General features: G+C 72.7%; 16 protein-coding genes. 10 read left to right on the forward strand and 6 right to left on the reverse strand.

Going from position 1 to position 16,814, the window contains the following annotated elements:
* Positions 1–130 precede the first annotated feature (130 nt).
* The 6 genes from FS641_RS13585 to FS641_RS13610 all read left to right on the forward strand — a co-directional run bounded on the left by FS641_RS13585 (position 131) and on the right by FS641_RS13610 (position 7,939).
* On the forward strand, positions 131–1,789 hold the full coding sequence (locus FS641_RS13585) for an ABC transporter substrate-binding protein (RefSeq protein ID WP_144764704.1): 1,659 nt from the start codon (positions 131–133) through the stop codon (positions 1,787–1,789).
* Positions 1,786–2,739, forward strand: coding sequence for an ABC transporter permease (locus FS641_RS13590; protein WP_144764706.1), 954 nt, complete (start codon positions 1,786–1,788; stop codon positions 2,737–2,739). Before FS641_RS13585 ends, FS641_RS13590 begins: the two co-directional genes overlap by 4 nt.
* Entirely contained in the window at positions 2,736–3,611 is an 876-nt protein-coding gene (locus FS641_RS13595; RefSeq protein WP_144764708.1) for an ABC transporter permease, read from the forward strand. Before FS641_RS13590 ends, FS641_RS13595 begins: the two co-directional genes overlap by 4 nt.
* A gap of 3 nt (positions 3,612–3,614) precedes the next feature.
* The gene (locus FS641_RS13600) at positions 3,615–5,516 is read left to right on the forward strand and encodes a gamma-glutamyltransferase family protein (protein WP_144764710.1); all 1,902 of its coding nucleotides are present in this window, start codon (positions 3,615–3,617) and stop codon (positions 5,514–5,516) included.
* 4 nt (positions 5,517–5,520) lie between these two features.
* Entirely contained in the window at positions 5,521–7,164 is a 1,644-nt protein-coding gene (locus tag FS641_RS13605; RefSeq protein ID WP_144764712.1) for an ABC transporter ATP-binding protein, read from the forward strand.
* Positions 7,165–7,240: 76 nt separating this feature from the next.
* Entirely contained in the window at positions 7,241–7,939 is a 699-nt protein-coding gene (locus FS641_RS13610; protein WP_144764714.1) for a GntR family transcriptional regulator, read from the forward strand.
* Between the two features lie 34 nt (positions 7,940–7,973).
* Here FS641_RS13610 and FS641_RS13615 read toward each other — a convergent pair whose 3' ends face one another.
* Positions 7,974–9,017 carry an NAD(P)-dependent alcohol dehydrogenase gene (locus FS641_RS13615; RefSeq protein ID WP_144764716.1) on the reverse strand — a complete coding sequence of 348 codons (1,044 nt, stop codon included), beginning with the start codon at positions 9,015–9,017 and terminating at the stop codon, positions 7,974–7,976.
* Between the two features lie 243 nt (positions 9,018–9,260).
* Here FS641_RS13615 and FS641_RS13620 point away from each other — a divergent pair, with 243 nt between their 5' ends.
* From FS641_RS13620 to FS641_RS13630, 3 genes are all read left to right on the forward strand, one after another.
* A complete protein-coding gene (locus tag FS641_RS13620) occupies positions 9,261–9,701 on the forward strand; it encodes an OsmC family peroxiredoxin (RefSeq protein ID WP_144764718.1) in 441 nt (146 codons plus the stop codon).
* 84 nt (positions 9,702–9,785) lie between these two features.
* Positions 9,786–10,043, forward strand: coding sequence for a hypothetical protein (locus tag FS641_RS13625; protein ID WP_144764720.1), 258 nt, complete (start codon positions 9,786–9,788; stop codon positions 10,041–10,043).
* 56 nt (positions 10,044–10,099) lie between these two features.
* Complete coding sequence (locus FS641_RS13630; RefSeq protein ID WP_144764722.1) at positions 10,100–11,617, forward strand: threonine/serine exporter ThrE family protein; 1,518 nt, start codon at positions 10,100–10,102, stop codon at positions 11,615–11,617.
* Between the two features lie 24 nt (positions 11,618–11,641).
* On the opposite strand, the gene FS641_RS13635 is transcribed toward FS641_RS13630, so the two are convergent.
* Positions 11,642–11,836: a DUF2795 domain-containing protein gene (locus FS641_RS13635; RefSeq protein ID WP_144764724.1), complete on the reverse strand. Its 195-nt coding sequence runs from the start codon at positions 11,834–11,836 to the stop codon at positions 11,642–11,644.
* A 75-nt stretch (positions 11,837–11,911) separates the two neighbouring features.
* Positions 11,912–12,625, reverse strand: a complete 714-nt coding sequence (locus FS641_RS13640) for a TetR/AcrR family transcriptional regulator (protein ID WP_144764726.1) — start codon at positions 12,623–12,625, stop codon at positions 11,912–11,914.
* A 106-nt stretch (positions 12,626–12,731) separates the two neighbouring features.
* Here FS641_RS13640 and FS641_RS13645 point away from each other — a divergent pair, with 106 nt between their 5' ends.
* Positions 12,732–13,055: a hypothetical protein gene (locus FS641_RS13645; RefSeq protein ID WP_144764728.1), complete on the forward strand. Its 324-nt coding sequence runs from the start codon at positions 12,732–12,734 to the stop codon at positions 13,053–13,055.
* 155 nt (positions 13,056–13,210) lie between these two features.
* On the opposite strand, the gene FS641_RS13650 is transcribed toward FS641_RS13645, so the two are convergent.
* From FS641_RS13650 to FS641_RS13660, 3 genes are all read right to left on the reverse strand, one after another.
* Positions 13,211–14,110: an SDR family oxidoreductase gene (locus tag FS641_RS13650; protein WP_144764730.1), complete on the reverse strand. Its 900-nt coding sequence runs from the start codon at positions 14,108–14,110 to the stop codon at positions 13,211–13,213.
* Between the two features lie 179 nt (positions 14,111–14,289).
* Entirely contained in the window at positions 14,290–15,222 is a 933-nt protein-coding gene (locus FS641_RS13655) for a PfkB family carbohydrate kinase (RefSeq protein WP_144764732.1), read from the reverse strand.
* Entirely contained in the window at positions 15,222–16,709 is a 1,488-nt protein-coding gene (locus tag FS641_RS13660; protein ID WP_144764734.1) for a cytosine permease, read from the reverse strand. The genes FS641_RS13655 and FS641_RS13660 overlap by 1 nt, the downstream gene beginning before the upstream one ends.
* Positions 16,710–16,814: the final 105 nt, after the last annotated feature.

Consider the following 16,814-nt stretch of genomic DNA (forward strand, 5'->3'; position numbering starts at 1 on the left):
GCACGGTTTTACACGATCGAAACGCAACGTATACAAGCGACGGAGCGAAGCCGTGATTGTATGCAATCAACCCCGCTCCTGAGCGCGATCCCACAAGGAACGCCACGCACTCCCCAGCATCAGGAACCGCATGTCCTCGATCAGCCCCCGACGCCGCACCACGCTCCTCGCGCTGCCCGCGGTCGTCATCGCCGCGACGCTCGCCCTCACCGCCTGCGTCCCCGTCCAACGCTCGAAGGCCGGCGGCACCACCGCCGGCACCGTCACCACCGCGCCGATCGGGAACAAGCAGGTGCGGGAGGGCGGCGACCTCGTGATGGCGCTCTCCGCCGAACCGGACCGGCTCGACCCGACGACGTCCTCGTCGCTGTACACCCGGTACGTCATGGAGACGATGTGCCAGAAGCTCTACGACATCGACGACCAGGGCACGGTCGTCCCGATGCTGGCGACGTCGCTGCCGACCGTGACCGACGGCGGCAGGACCGTCACGTTCCCGGTGAAGACCGGCGTGCACTTCGCGGACGGCACCCCGTTCGACGCCGCGGCCGTCGTGACGACGCTCGAGCGGAACCTGACGAAGGCGGACTCCAGCCGGAAGAGCGAGCTCGGCCCGGTGACCGACGTCGAGGCGGTCGACGACCAGACGGTGCGCCTCCACTACAGCACCCCGTTCGCCCCGATCACGGCGGCGCTCGCAGACCGCGCGGGCATGGTCATGTCGCCGAAGGCCCTCGCGGAGGAGGGTGACGCGTTCGGTGACGCCCCCGTGTGCGTCGGGCCGTACAAGTTCGTGAAGCGGGTCCCGCAGACCTCGATCCAGGTCGAGCGCGACCCGGAGTACTACGACCCGCGGTCGGCGCACTTCGACACGATCACCTACCGGATCATCACCGACGCCAGCATCCGGGCCGCGAACCTGCGGTCGGGCGACGTGCAGGTGGCGGACAGCATCTCGACGCAGGACGTCGACGACCTCCGGAAGCGGAAGGACCTGACGGTGCTGCGGACCGGGTCGCTCGGCTACCAGGGCATCACGGTCAACATCGGCAACCAGGACGGTGTCGGCACGGACCCGGACCAGATCGACACCCCGCTGGCGAAGCGCGCCGACGTGCGTCGCGCCCTGTCGATGTCGATCAACCGCGCCGAACTCGTGCAGAGCGTGTTCCACGGCTGGGCGGACGTCGCCTGCTCGCCGATCCCGGACACGAGCGTGTTCGCGACGGCCGCGAGCAAGGCCTGCCCGGCGTACGACCCGGACCGGGCGAAGCAGATCCTGGCGAAGGCCGGCGTCCAGCAGCCGTTCCCGATCGAGATGGAGGTGACGAACACCCCCGACACGGTCCGGTTCGCCCAGGCCCTGCAGGCGCAGGCGCGTGCGGGCGGCTTCGCGATCACGATCACCCCTGTCGAGTACACGACCCTGCTCGACGACCAGACCCGGGGCGACTTCCAGGCGCTGCAGCTCGGCTGGTCCGGCCGCGTCGACCCGCACGGCAACATCGGCGGCTTCCTGGCGACCGGCGGCGGCAACAACTACGCCGGGTACGGCAACCCCGAGGTCGACGACCTGATCACCCGGGCGGCGCAGGCCACGGACGAGCAGGAGCGTGCCGCGCTGTACGGCGAGATGACCACCATCGTGCAGCGCGACGACCCGATCATCTACCTCTACCGGACCCGCAGCATCACGGGTGTCCGGAACGACATCGCGGGCGTCTCGACGTACGCGGACGGGGTGGTCCGGCTCAGCCAGGCCGCGTTCGTGGAAGGGACGAGCAAGTGATCCGCTACGTCACCACCCGCATCTGGCAGTCGGCGATCACGCTGGTGCTCGCGTCGGTCGTCGTGTTCGTCGGTGTCCGGCAGCTGCCGGGCGACCCGGCCCTCGCCCTCGCCGGCGAGGAGGCGAGTCCGGCCCGGCTCGCCGCCGTCCGCGCCCAGCTCGGCCTCGACGACTCGATCGTCGTGCAGTACTGGCGCTTCGTCGTGAACGCCCTGCAGGGCGACCTCGGTCGCTCGACCCGGACGGGCACACCGGTGACGGAGCTCATCGGCGCGACGCTGCCGGTCACGCTCTGGCTCGCCCTCTACGCGATCGTCGTGGCCGTGCTCGTGGGGGTCGCCCTCGGCACCCTGGCCGAGCGGTACCGCGGGCAGTGGCCGGAGTGGATGGCGAACGCCGCCGCACTCGTCGGCCTCAGCGTCCCGAACTTCTGGCTCGGGATCCTCGCGATCGTGTGGCTCGCCGCCGGCCTCGGCTGGTTCCCGGCGTCCGGCTACGTCCCGATGACGGCGAACCCGCTCAGCGCGCTCTACCACCTCACCCTGCCGGCGCTCATCCTCGGCACGTCGTTGGCCGCCGTCATCATGCGGCAGACCCGCGCGTCGATGATCGAGACGATGAAGACCGACTTCGTCCGCACCGCACGGGCCAAGGGGCTCAGCCGTGGGCGCGTGCTGTTCCGCTACGGCCTCCGGAACTCGATGATCGTCGTCGTCACGATCGTCGGGCTCCAGCTCGGCGGCCTCATCTCGGGCGCCGTCGTGACGGAGCGCATCTTCGCCCTGCCCGGGTTCGGCAAGCTCACGCTCGACTCGGTGTTCACCCGCGACTACCCGGTGATCCAGGCCGTCGTGCTCGTCATCACGGTCGGCTACGTCGTGATCAACCTGGCCGTGGACGTCCTGTACTCGGTCATCAACCCGAAGATCCGCGTGGGAGGCACCGCATGACCACCCTGACACCCACGTTCGACCTCGGCTCGAGCCGCGGCCGCGTCTGGAAGCAGATCCGGGCGAACCGGCTGGGCCTGACCGGCGGTGTGATGCTCGCGGTCGTCGTGCTCGCCGCGCTCACCGCACCGCTCGTCGCACCGCACGACCCCACGCAGACGCACTTCGACCTGCCGTTCCAGGTGCCGTTCACGGTCGGCTTCGGCCTCGGCACCGACGACCTCGGACGGGACATCCTGTCCCGCACGCTCTACGGCGTGCAGGTCTCGCTCGTCGTCGGGGCGCTCTCGGTGCTCGTCGCCGTCGTGGTCGGCACGCCCCTCGGCCTCCTCGCCGGGTACTGGCGCTGGCTGGACGCGATCATCTCGCGCCTGACCGACGTGGCACTGGCGTTCCCGTTCCTCATCATCGCGGTCGGGCTCGCCGCCATCAGCGGACCGAGCCTGTCGAACGCGGTCATCGCGATCGGGATCTCGCACGTCCCGGCGATGATCCGCATCGTCCGCGGTGAGACGCTCCGCATCACGAGCGCCGACTTCGTGACCAGCGCGAAGACGCTGGACGCCGGCGGCGCCCGCATCATCGCCCAGCACGTCCTGCCGAACTGCGTCTCGGCGATCATCGTGCAGGCCACCGTGATCATGCCCGTCGCGGTCATCGGCGAGGCGCTGCTGTCGTTCCTCGGGCTCGGCATCCAGCCGCCGACGCCGAGTCTCGGCATCATGCTCTCCGACGCCCAGCAGTACCTCGGCCAGGCACCGTGGGCGGCGGTCGTCCCCGGCATCGCGATCGCCGTCATCTGCCTCGGCTTCAACCTCTTCGGGGACGCCCTGCGCGACGCCCTCGACCCCACCGCATCGACCCGGAAGTGACCCATGAGCACCAACCCCGCCTTCACCAGGCCGCCCGCCGAGACCACCCGGCCGGACCTGCAGGGCACCTTCGGCATGGCCGCCTCGACGCACTGGATCGCGACCGCGACGGCGCAGTCGGTCCTGGAGCGCGGCGGCAACGCCTTCGACGCCGCGGTCGCGGGCGCGTTCGTCCTGCACGTCGTCGAGCCGCACCTGAACGGCCCCGGCGGTGACGTGACGGCCGTCTTCGCCACCGCCGCGGACAGGACCCCCACCGTCCTGATGGGCCAGGGCCCGGCTCCGGCCGGTGCGACGCCGGAACACTTCCGGGCCGAGGGCCTCGACCTGGTCCCCGGCGCCGGCGCGCTGGCCGCCGCCGTCCCCGGTGCCGTCGACGCCTGGCTGCTGCTCCTGGCGGAGCACGGCACGTGGGAGCTCGCCGACGTGCTCGCCCCCGCCGTCGGCTACGCGCGCGACGGCCACCCCGTCGCTCCGCGCGTGGTCGCCACGATCGCGACCGTCCAGGACCTCTTCCGCGACCACTGGCCGTCCTCCGCCGACCGGTGGCTGCCGGGAGGCTCAGTGCCGGTCCCCGGGACCCTCGTCCGCAACGCAACGTGGGCCGCCGTGCTGGAGCGGCTCGTGCAGGCCGGGTCCGGTGTCGACGCGGCAGCCGAGACCGACGCACGCGTCGCGCGCATCGAGGCGGCCAGGACCGAGTGGTCAGAGGGCTTCGTCGCCCGGGCGATCGACGCCTTCGTCCGCGAACCCCACCGCCACGCCTCGGGCACCGACCACGCCGGGGTCATCCGGGCGGAGGACCTCGCGGCGTTCCGGGCGACGACCGAACCGGCGACGACGGCCGAGTTCCGGGGCCACACGATCGCGAAGACCGGCCCGTGGGGACAGGGACCGGCACTGCTGCAGACCCTGCGGCTGCTGGAACCGCTCGACGACGCGCTGCTCGACCCCTCGACCGTGATCGGCGCGCACACGATCGCCGAGGCGCAGAAGCTCGCACTCGCCGACCGCGAGACGTACTACGGCGACCGAGCGGTCCCGATGGCCGAACTGCTCTCGGACGCGTACTCGGACGCCCGTCGCACCCTGATCGGCGACCGGGCGTCGCACGAGCTGCGCCCCGGAGCCGTGTCCGTCCCCGGCGGGGTGCTCCCCCCGCTCCGCGAGACCTACACCCCGGGCGGCGAGGCGATCGCGGGCGTCGGTGAGCCCACGGTGCCCGGCGCCCGCGGTGAGGGCGTCGCCGTGCCCGCGGAGGACGACCGGGTGCACGAGGACCGCGGCGAGCCGATCGTCATGGAGACCGGCGAGACGCGCGGCGACACGTGCCACATCGACGTGGTCGACCGCTGGGGCAACATCGTCAGCGCGACCCCGTCCGGCGGCTGGCTGCAGTCGTCGCCGACCATCCCGGAGCTCGGGTTCTGCCTCGGCACCCGGATGCAGATGACCTGGCTCGAGGAGGGCACCGCGTCGACGCTCCGACCCGGCGCCCGACCCCGCACGACGCTCACGCCGACGCTCGTCCTCCGTGACGGCGAGCCGGTCGTGGCCCTCGGCTCCCCCGGCGGCGACCAGCAGGACCAGTGGCAGCTGCTCTGGCTGCTCCGCACGATCGTCGGCGGGTACACCCCGCAGCAGGCGATCGACGCCCCCGCGCTCCACACGACCTCGTTCCCCGGGTCGTTCTGGCCGCGCACCTGGACACCCGGCGGCCTGGTCGTCGAGGACCGCCTCGGCGACGACGTCATCGCCGGACTCGAAGCACGCGGACACGTCGTGACCCGCGCCGGCGACTGGTCGCTCGGCCGGATCTCCTGCGTGACCCGCGACCCCGACACCGGCGTCCTGGGCGCCGCCGCCAACCCGAGAGGAGCACAGGGCTATGCCGCAGGACGCTGAGGACATGACCATGACCACCGGAGGCGAGCCGAGCCTCCCGGCAGCGGTCGGAACCGGCCCCCTGCTGTCGGTGCGCGACCTGCGGGTCGCGTTCGGCGACCGCGAGGTGCTGCACGGCATCGACCTCGAGGTCCGTCGGGGCGAGCGCGTGGCGATCGTCGGGCAGTCCGGGTCGGGGAAGTCGACGCTCATCGCGGCGCTCCTGCGGCTCCTGCCGGGAGCCGGACACATCACCGGCGGAGCCGTCCGGCTCGGCGACGACGACCTCACGCACGCCGACGAGCGGCGGATGCGCCGGGTCCGCGGCGGCCGGATCGGACTCGTGCCGCAGGACCCGTCGACGAACCTCAACCCGTCGATGCGGGTCGGGGCGCAGATCGCCGATGCCCTGCGGGCCGGCGGTCTGCGTGGTCGCGCGGCGGTGCGTCGTCGGGTCGTGGAGCTCATGACCGAAGCAGGGATCCCGGAGGCCGCGCGGCGAGCCGATCAGTACCCGCACGAGTTCTCCGGCGGCATGCGGCAGCGCATCCTCATCGCCGTGGCACTCGCGCGGCAGCCGGAGCTCCTCATCGCGGACGAGCCGACCAGCGCGCTCGACGTGACGGTGCAGCGGCAGATCCTCGACCACCTGCAGACCCTGGTGGACCAGCACGGCACGACCCTGCTGTTCGTGACGCACGACCTCGGCGTCGCCGCGGACCGGACCGACCGCATCGTCGTGATGCTCGACGGCGAGGTCGTCGAGCAGGGCGCACCGGAGGCGATCCTCCGCGACCCGCAGCACGAGTACACGAAGCGCCTCATCGCGGCGGCGCCCGCGCTGTCCGGGGTCGCTCCGGAGCCGGTCGCGGCGGGCGAGCCGATCCTCGTCGTCACCGACCTGGTGAAGGAGTACCGCCTCCGCGGCCGCGGTGCCGGCACCCTGCGCGCCGCAGACGGGGTGTCGTTCGCGGTCCGTCGCGGCACCACGACCGCGGTCGTCGGCGAGTCCGGGTCCGGCAAGACCACGGTCGCCCGGATCGTGCTCGGGCTCGAGACGACGACCTCCGGCAGTGCGCTCGTGGACGGGAAGTCGATCGGGACGGCACGCGGGGCCGAACGCCGCGAGGTCCGTCGCCGGGTGCAGCCCGTGTTCCAGGACCCGTACGGGTCGCTCGACCCGACGTCCACCGTCGAACGGATCATCGACGAGCCGCTCCGGGTGTTCGGCATCGGGGACCGGGCATCGCGGACGGAGCGGGTGGCCACGCTCCTCGACCAGGTCGCCCTCCCCCGGTCGGTCGCGCAGCTCCGGCCGAACGAGCTGTCCGGCGGGCAGCGGCAGCGTGTCGCGATCGCCCGCGCGCTGGCCCTGGAACCGGAGCTCATCATCCTGGACGAGGCGGTCTCCGCGCTCGACGTCCTCGTGCAGGAGCAGATCCTGACCCTGCTCGACGACCTGCAGGACCGGCTCGGCCTGAGCTACCTGTTCATCACCCACGACCTCGGGGTGGTCCGTCGGATCGCGGACGACGTCGTGGTGATGCGCCGGGGTGCGGTCGTCGAGCGGGGCACGGTGGCGGCGGTGTTCGACGACCCGCAGGAGCAGTACACGCGAGACCTGCTCGAGGCGATCCCCGGGAGGCGGCTGGCCGAGGCGTCGGCGTGACCGACCTGCTCGACGCACTGCGCCACCCACGCCGGGAGGCGGCTCGCCGAGGCAGCAGCATGAGACGCTGGGCACCGTGCTGAACGCCAGCGTCATCGACGCCATCCGCCGCGACATCGTGTCCGGTGCGCTCCAACCGGGCACCCGGGTCACGGAGGCGTTCCTCGCGGAGCGCCACGGCGTCTCCCGGGTGCCGGTTCGTGAGGCCCTCCGCGGCCTCGAGGGCGAGGGCTTCGTGGTGTCCCGTCCGAACGCCGGGTCCCGCATCGCGGACATCCCCTTCGACGAGGCCGACGACCTGTTCGCCGTGCGGGAGGCCCTCGAGATCGCCACGGCCCGGCGCGCGGCCACCCGCGCGCGGACCCTGTTCGCCGCGGACGCCCCGCCCGAGGACTGGTGGCGTCTCCGCCGCGAGCTCGGCGAGGTCCTCGACGCGGGTGACGCCGCGGTCGAGCGGGACGAGCTCGACCTGCTCGTGGAGCTCAACGAGCGGTTCCACCTGTGCATCGCCGAGCTCTCGGGCAGCGCCACCCTCGCGACCCTGCTGCGGCAGCTCTCCCGGAAGATCGAGTGGCTCTACGCGCTCGACACGTTCTCGCGCGGCAAGCGACTCTGGCCGGACCACCGCCGCATCCTCGCCGCGATCGACGCCGGGGACGTCGAGGCGGCGGCGGAGCGCATGGGCTGGCACGTCCGGGAAAGCCGCATCGGCTACGCCGCCCGCTCGTCGTCGGAGCAGGCCGCCGCGCTGCGCGAGGTCGGACCGTCGGCCTGACCGGGGCGACGCGTCGGCCTGCCGTCGCCCCGGGCTACATCATCGGGACGACCACCGCACGCCCGGAGAGCTCCCCGGCCTCGAGCTTCCGGTACGCCTCGAGCGCGTCGTCCATCGCGTAGCGCTCGACGTCCGGCACGATCTGCCCGGCGCGGTACATCGCGACGACCTCGTGCAGGTCCTCGATCGTGCCCCAGTACGTGTTCGTGATCGTCGACTCATACGGCGTCGCGAAGAAGTTCCACTCCGTGGTCCCACCGGCGATCCCGACGACGGTGAACCGCCCGCCGATCGCCATCGACGCCTGCGCCGTCCGGATCGTCGGCGTGGCCCCGACGAAGTCGAACGCGGCGTCGACGCCCTTCCCACCCGTGATCGCGCGGATCCGCTCGACCTGGTCGGGACCACCGGGGACCGTGACGGCGCCTCGCGCGGCCGCGCGGGCCATCGCGTCCTCCTTCATGTCCGTCGCGATGACGGTCGCCCCGGTGAGCGCGGTGAGGATCTGCACGGCGATCTGCCCGAGGCCGCCGAGACCGACGACGAGCGCGAACCGTCCGCCGCCCGCCAGGTTCGGCAGCGCGTTCTTGATCGCGTGGTACGGCGTCAGGGCCGCGTCGCTGAGGGGAGCGGCGGCGATCGGGTCGGCGTCGCCGAGCGGCACGAGGTTGCGCGCCGGCACCGTGAGGTACTCGGCCATGCCGCCGTCGCGACCGAGGCCGATCCCGGCGTACGGGTTCGTGGCGGCGTTCTCGCAGTACGTGTCCTGCCCCTTGGAGCAGGACGCGCAGTGCCCGCAGCCGACCGGGCCGTACACCAGGTGGGCGTCGCCCGGCGTGAACCCGGTGACGCCGTCGCCGACGGCCTCGACCCAGCCGGAGTTCTCGTGCCCGAGGACGAAGGCGGGTGCCTGCGCTCCCGGCTGGCCCTCCTGGAACTCGCGGTAGACGGCGACGTCCGAGTGGCACGCACCGGCACCGGCGACCTTGAGCAGCACCTCCCCCGGACCCGGCGTGGGCTTCTCGACCTCTCGCAGGGACGGGAACGTCTGGAACTGCTCGAACACGACGGCGCGCATGGCGACCTCTCCTTCTCGATGACTCGTGGTCGGTCGACTCGACTCGACGGGCGTCGGGGAGGGGTGCGGCGGCGCGGTCGGATCGGGTCGATCCGGTGATCCAGACTACACCTGTCGCCTAACTCGGGCGGGAACGGCATCCTGCGTCTTCACCGTGAACGGCTTGCGAGAACGAGCGTTCTCCGATTGACTCGGCTGCGACGGCGCCACTCGGTGCCGAACCCCCACACGAAAGGAGCGGCCATGCCCACGCGCACCGCACGCACCGCCTGGAACGGCGGCCTGAACGACGGCTCCGGCCAGGTCGAACTCTCCAGCTCCAAGGTCGGCACCTACGACGTCTCGTTCCCGAAGCGCGCCGCGGACGACGCGGGCGGCACGACCAGCCCCGAGGAACTGATCGCCGCGGCGCACTCCGCGTGCTACGCGATGCAGTTCTCCGCCGTGCTCGGCGAGGCCGGCGGCACCGTCGAGGCGCTCGACGTCAAGGCCGACGTCTCGCTCGGCCCGGACAGCGCGGGCGGGTTCAAGCTCACCGGCATCGTCCTCACCGTCAACGGCGAGGTCTCCGGCATCGACGAGGCGACCTTCCTCAAGGCCGCCGAGGACGCCAAGGCGACCTGCCCCGTCAGCAAGGCGCTCACCGGTGTCGACATCTCCCTGAAGGCGACGTTCGAGCAGTAGTCGTCACCGACGTGACGGACGGGAGGCGCGGTGCCGGCGGGCACCGCGCCTCCCGTCCGTCGTCGGGCCGGGTACCCTCGTGACGTGACCCGCCTGTTCCCCTCCTGGACGCATCTGGTGCTGGTGCTCGGCGCCGTGACGCTCGTGGTCGGCGTCGTCGTCGCGGTCACGGCACCGCCGGTGTCGGTGGGGTGGTTCGCGTACGCACCGCTGTCGGACCGTCCGGTCATCGCCGACCCGCCCACGAACTGGCGCCTGCTGACCGGAGTCGCCGTCGCGGTCGTCGGCGCACTCGCGACGGCCTTCGCCGCCGGTCGGCTCAGCGTCCGCCGACCCGACTGAGGCCCGCGTCCAGCCGGCACCCGGACTCGCGCGCCGACGCCTGGCACGATGGCGGGATGGCCGACCCGCTCCACCCTGGTTCCCGGACGGGTCGTCCCCCTCGTCCTCCGCACCGTCCCCGGGCCCGCAGCGTCGCCCAGCACGACCTGCGGGACATCCGTGCCCGACTCCGTGGCTCCATCTACGAGCACGTCGAGCCGGACCGTCAGGCGGCCGCGCAGTACACCGCGGTGCAGATCGTCGACTTCTGCCTCGACGTGGCCGAGGTCATGCTCGCCTCCGGCGCCGACACCCGCAGCGTCGAGGTCGCCCTGGTCGCCGTTGCCACGAAGTGGAACCTCGCACCGCTCGAGCTCGACTTCACGGGCAGTTCGGTGACGATCCAGTACGCCCCGGCGGACGGCCCGACGCTCGTGAAGATGCGGACGGTGCGCTCCGACGGCTCGGACCTGAACCGGCTGGCGTGGGCGAACCAGATCGTCGACGACGTCATCCACGACGAGCGTGACATGACGTCGGCGGTCAGCGCCCTGGTCGCGGTCCTGCGGATGCCGTCGCGGTGGCCGACGTGGGTCGCCGACGTGGGGCTGTCGGTGCTCGGCACCTCGATCGCGATGCAGGCCGGCGGAGGCTGGCGCGCCGGCATCGGCGCCTTCGTCCTCATGCTCGGGATCATCCTGTCCGGCCGCTGGCTCACCGGTCGGGGCTACCCGCAGTTCTTCGTCTCCGGCGCGCAGGGCGCGGTCGCCTCCGTGATCGGCACGCTCGCCATCGGCGCCGGTGTGCTCCAGCCGGCGGGTGCCGCGACGATGGTCGCGGCCCTCGTCGTGCTGCTGCTGCCCCACGTGTCCCTCGTCACCTGGGCGCAGGACGCGATCTCCGGGTTCCGGGCGATGGCCGTCGCCCGCGCGTTCTACATCGGCCTGGTGATCGCCGCGATCGTGGTCGGGGTCCCGGCGGGGATCGCGCTGACGCGGTGGCTGCACCTCGAGGTCGACCCGTCGGGCATCGTCACCCAGACCCTGCCGCTGTGGGCGTCGCTGTCGCTGACCGTCGTGTCGGCCGCGGCGAACTGCTTCGTGCAGCAGGCCAGCGCCCGCGTGATCCCGGTCGCGGTGGTGTTCTCCGTCACTGCCGGGGCGTCCCTCTGGGGCCTCCGGCAGCTCGGGCTCCCGCTGCTCGGAGCGACGTTCCTGGCGGCGGTGTTGCTCGGCGTCCTCTCCACGTACGCGGCGGTCCGGATGCGGACGGCGGCGTCGGCGATCTCGGTGCCGGCGTTCTGCGGGGCGCTCCTGCCCGGTGTCGCGGTGTCGAACGCGCTGCTGAACTTCATGTCGGGGACCTCCAGCGCTGCCCTCGACTTCGTCGCCGCGGTGTCGGTCGCGCTGGGGATCGGCGCCGGGCTCGTGCTCGGCGGGCTCTTCGCCACGCCGGGTGCCCGGCGGGCCCTGCGTCGGTCGCGGCGGGTCGTCGTCCACTCGGTGCACAACGACACGACGGCGCTGCGGGTCATCCGGGACAGCGGCTACGACCCGGAGAACGGGACGGTGCCGCGGCTCCCTCGGACGTCCTGAGCGCCCGAGGGGACCGCGCGGACCTCAGTCCTCGTCCGAGACGGCCTTCGACACGGCGGTGGGGGCGTCGTACTCGCCGTCCGGGATGCCCTTGAGCGCATCGAGGACGTCGCCGTCGGCACCCTGCTGCTCGGCGGTCGACACGATGTCGTCCTTCGAGGCCGGGTAGTCGATGCCGCTCAGGTACTTCTGGATCTGGATCGGGTTCGGGGTGGCCATGGTGTCTCCTCGTTCGGTGGACCACCACGACTACGCGACGGGCGCTCGACGAGCCTCCAGTGTCGCGTTCTCCGGCTACAGGTCCCAGCCGCCGTCCGTCCACGTGGACAGTCGGCGCTGGGCCTGCGGCTCGTAGCGTTCCATCCAGCCGCGCTCGAGCCGGGCCACCGCGCGGTCGAACGCCGGCACCAGGTCGAGGTCGTCGCGGAGGAGCGCCTGGAGCTGCAGCCCCTCGTACAGGGCGATGAGTTGCTCGGCGCCGCGGCGGGGGTCCATCGTGTGCGGGGCGCGCCCGACTGCGACGTCGTGCTCGAGACCGCGCCGGACCTGCGCCGTGAAGAGCTGGTAGCGCGAGCGGAGGTACGTCGACATCGGGTGTGCGGGGTTGCCGGCGACCGACAGCAGTGCGACGAGCAGCCGCGCCAGGGCCGGGTCCTCGGCGTTCGAGGCGACGATGGCCCGCAGGAGGTCGATCGTGCTGCCGTCGCCGACCTCGCGCGTGACCTCGTCCATGCGGCCGCCGTTCCAGCGGTCGAGTGCCGCGAGGACGAGACCGTCCCACGACGGGAAGTGCTGCCGGAGCTCGAGGACGGAGATGTCGAGGCGTTCCGCGACGGCCTCCGGTCGTGCCTCGTGGAAGGGGACGTCGCGGAGCAGGTCCACCGTCGCCCCCACGATCGTGATCCGCAGGTGCAGTGTCGCCGCCGCTGCCGCTGCCGCGTGCGTGTCCGCGCTGGTGTCCTCGAGCATCATGCCCTCCGTCTGCGGACGTCCTGTCCGCGAGTCCATCCAAGTGGATCCGACGGCGTCGACACATCCCCGGTCCGGGGGTCGGCAGGAAGGGGGACACGGGTGTTCCTGGCGCGTTCCCGGCGGCGTGTGTGACGATGCCGCCATGACCCCGAACGACCCCACCGCCCAGGGACTGGCCACCATGGCGTCCGCCGGCTTCGAGTTCGGCGGCGACCCGGAGCAGGTCGCGCACGACGTCCACACGATGTGGGAGCAGCTCGGGCGGCCGCACGGGGCGTTCGAGGCGGCGGCGCAGGCCATCGCGCACCTGCCCCAGCGCCCGGAGGTGCCCGTCGCCGACCAGGCCCGCCGGCGCCGGCTCGAGCGGGCGTTCGGCATCAACTCCGTCGAGGTCGAGCTGGCCGCCGCGCTGTCCGCGCGGGAGCTGCTCGAGCGCATGGCGCGCACCTGCGGCGTCGCGGGCTGAGCGCGGGCGCCGCGGCGCCGGCGGCGCGCGGCTCGGCGCCGGCGGCACGCGGCACGCGGCACAGCACCGCAGAACGGACACAGCACCGCGGATCTCCGCGGTGCTGTGTCCGTTCCGGGGTGCTGCGGCGGACGACCCCCGCCCGCCGGGAGCCGCTACGGCGTCGGCATGCCGCCGTCGACGTGCAGCGTCTCGCCGACCACGTAGGACGACTCGCCGCTGGCGAGGAACACGAACGCCGGCGCGAGCTCGGCGGGCTGACCCCAGCGGCCGAGGTAGGTCTGCTCGCCAGCGGACGGCAGCGCCTCCGGCGGCTGGCCACCCGCGGGCTGCAGCGGCGTCCAGATCGGGCCGGGTGCGACGGCGTTGACGCGGATGCCCTTCGGCGCGAGCTGCGCCGCGAGGCCCTTCGCGAGGTTGTTCACGGTCGCCTTCGTCGCCGCGTAGTGCACCAGGTGCGGTGACGGCGCGTACGCCTGGATCGAGGTGGTGTTGATGATCGTCGAGCCCGGCTTGAGGTGCGGCACGGCGGCCTTCGTGATGCGGAACGTCGCGTAGGCGTTCGTCTTGAACGTCTCGTCGAACTCCTCGTCGGAGATCTTCGTGATGTCGTCGACGTTCTGCTGCTTGCCGGCGTTGTTCACCAGGATGTCGAGGCCACCGAGCTCCTGGACGGCCTGCTCGACGAGCTGCTCGCAGAACTCGCGGGACGTGATGTCGCCGGGGATCGCGACGGCCTTGCGTCCGGCCGCCTCGATGAGGGCGATGATCTTGTCGGCGTCCTCCTGCTCCTCGGGCAGGTAGACGATCGCGACGTCGGCGCCCTCGCGGGCGTAGGCGATCGCGACGGCTGCGCCGATCCCGGAGTCACCACCGGTGACGAGCGCCTTGCGGCCCTCGAGTCGTCCGGAGCCGCGGTAGGTGTCCTCGCCGTGGTCGGCCGGGACGTTCTGCGCCATCTCCTCGTCGGTGCCCGCGCCGGGCAGGTACTGCTCGTCGGGCTTCTTGTCCGCGTACATCGCGGTCGGGTCCTGCATCGTGTACTGGTCCGTCATGTCCTCGACGGTACGCAGCACCCCTCCGACGCCGTGGAGGCTGCTGTCCCCCGACGCGCAGGGCGGCCGGCTCGCGCGCCGCACCCGCATGCGCACGGTGCGCCCCGGTCCGGCGGGGCGCGACGTGCGCGTGCGGGCGCGTCCCGGTCTGGAGGCTCGGCGTCGCCCCGCCGCTCGGCCTACGCCGGGTGCGCGGCCAGCAACGCATCCGTCTCGGCACGGGTCGGCGCGGTCGCCGGTCCGGGTCGCGAGACCGCGATCGCCGCGGCGGCGTTCGCGCGCCGCACCGCGTCGAGGAGCGGCTCCCCGCGGGTGAGCGCCGCGACGAGCACCCCGCCGTGCGCGTCCCCCGCACCGTTGGTGTCGACGGCGGCGACCGGGAAGCCCGGCACCAGGACGGGCCCGTCCGGCAGCGACCGGTCGGCCACCCAGCACCCGGCCCCGCCGTCGCGGACGAGGACCGTCCCTGGGGCTGCCGCGGCCATGGCGGTGACCACGCTGCGGAGGTCGGTCGGTCCCGGCGACATGAGCCGCGCCTCCCGGGCGTTCGTGGACAGGACGTCCGCGCGCGCCGTGACGGGGCCGAGGACCGCCGGGTCCAGCGTCGCGACCAGCGGCGACGGGTCGAGCACGACCCGCACCGACGGCGGCACGGTCGCGATCCACGACGCGATCGCCGGGCCGTTCACCGGGTGTGCGAGTCCGTAGCCGGAGACGAACAGCGTGTCGTCGTCGCGGAGGTGGATCCGCTCGAGCTCCCGGGTGCCGAGCCGCCCCTCGGCGCCGACGCTCGTGACGAAGGTGCGCTCGGTGGACGCGTCGACCAGGGCGACGCAGTACCCGCTGTCCTGGTCGTCGACCCCGGGCTGCAGGACCTCGACGTCCGCGTCGGCCAGGGCACGACGGACGACGTCACCGAACGGCCCGGTGCCGTACTGGCCGGCGAACACGACGTCGAGGCCGTCCCGCCGGGCCGCCACCATCGTGTTCAGCCCGCCCCCGGCGGTGATGTCGGACGACGACGCGATGACGTCGCCGCCCGGCTCCGGGAGGGCGCCGATGCGCATCACGACGTCGACGACGACGTTGCCGACCGAGACGAGCCGCGGCATCAGGCGAGCTCCGTCGCGGGGAGCGGCGCCGACTCGTCGACCGGGGCGTGCAGGACGCCCCGCGGACCGCCGGTGAGGACGTACACCGCCGCGGCGACGACGAACGTGACGATCCAGCCGAGCCCGTTGGCGCCGATCCACGTGCCGGAGAAGGCGCCGACGAACACCGGGTCGGCGTCCCCGACCTGCACGCTCGTGAACAGGAAGCCCACCACGATGGCGACGGCCCAGGCGATCACGGCGCGCCAGGCGACACCGCCGGAGTACCAGTACCGACCGCCGGGGCGGAGGTCGAGGAGCGCCTCGGGGTCGTACCAGGTGCGGCGCACGATGTCGGCGATGAAGACCCCGAGCCAGGCGGTGATCGGGACCGCGAGCACCGAGATGAACGTGATGAAGGGCGCGTAGAAGCCGTCGGCGACGAGCATGAAGTACACGGCGCCGAGGAACGTCACCACGACGTCCACCGTGACCGCCCAGACCCGGGGCACCTGCACGCCGAGGGTCAGCGTCGTGAGGCTCGCCGAGTAGACGGAGAGGTGGTTCGACAGCAGCAGCCCGCCGAACGCCGCGATGAGGTACGGCACGGCCATCCAGCCCGGGAGCAGGTCGCGGATCGCCGCGACCGGGTCGCCGGCCTGCGCGAGCGTCGGGTCGCCGGCGGACACGAGCGCGCCGAGGCCGACCAGGACGACGAGCGGGATGCCGGCGCCCGCTGCGCTCGCGCCGACGAGCTTCGCCGCCCGGACGCTGGTCTTCGAGTAGCGGGCGATGTCGGCACCGGCGGTGGCCCAGCCGATGCCGGTGCCGGCGGCGATCGTGCCGATGCCGATCGCCATCGCGGCGAACGGGCCGGCCGGGGCGCTCCCGACGACGTCCCAGTCGACGCGGACGACCAGGAACACCGCGACGAACACGTTGAGCGCGCCGAACACCCAGGTCGCCCACTTCTGCACGGCGACGATGAAGGCGTGGCCGAGGCCCGAGATGAGCACGGTCGCGACGACGAACACCAGGATCGCGACGATCGTCAGGACCGGCGTGTGCTTGGCGTTGCCGTCCGTCCCGAACAGGATCGTGAAGAGGGACAGCAGGACGAACGCCGCGGTCGTGGTGTTCACGGTCTCCCAGCCGAGGCGCGACAGCAGCGACACGAACGTCGGACCGACGTTCCCGCGCACGCCGAAGACGGCACGGCTGAGGGTCAGACCGGGAGCGCCACCACGGCGACCGGCGATCGAGATGACGCCGACCAGCGCGAAGGACCCCGCGGCGCCGATCACCGCGACCGCCAGCGCCTGCCAGACGTTCAGGTGCTGGAACGCCACCAGGGTCGCGCCGAGGGGCAGCCCGAGGATGGAGATGTTCGCGGCGAACCAGACCCAGAAGAGGGCGCCGGCGTTCCCGGTGCGCTCGGCGCGGGGCACGGGCTCGATGCCGCGCTGCTCGATGGTGGTGAGGGTTCCCGAGGTCGGGGTGTCTGCCATGGTGCCTCTTACGTCGTCGGAAGGGTGTTCGTCGGTCAGGGGGTCCCGGGGTGGTCCGGGTCGTGGTGTGGTCCGGGTCGTGGGGTGGTCCGGGTCGTGGTGTGG

Source organism: Curtobacterium sp. 9128, assembly GCF_007673775.1.
GTDB lineage: Bacteria > Actinomycetota > Actinomycetes > Actinomycetales > Microbacteriaceae > Curtobacterium.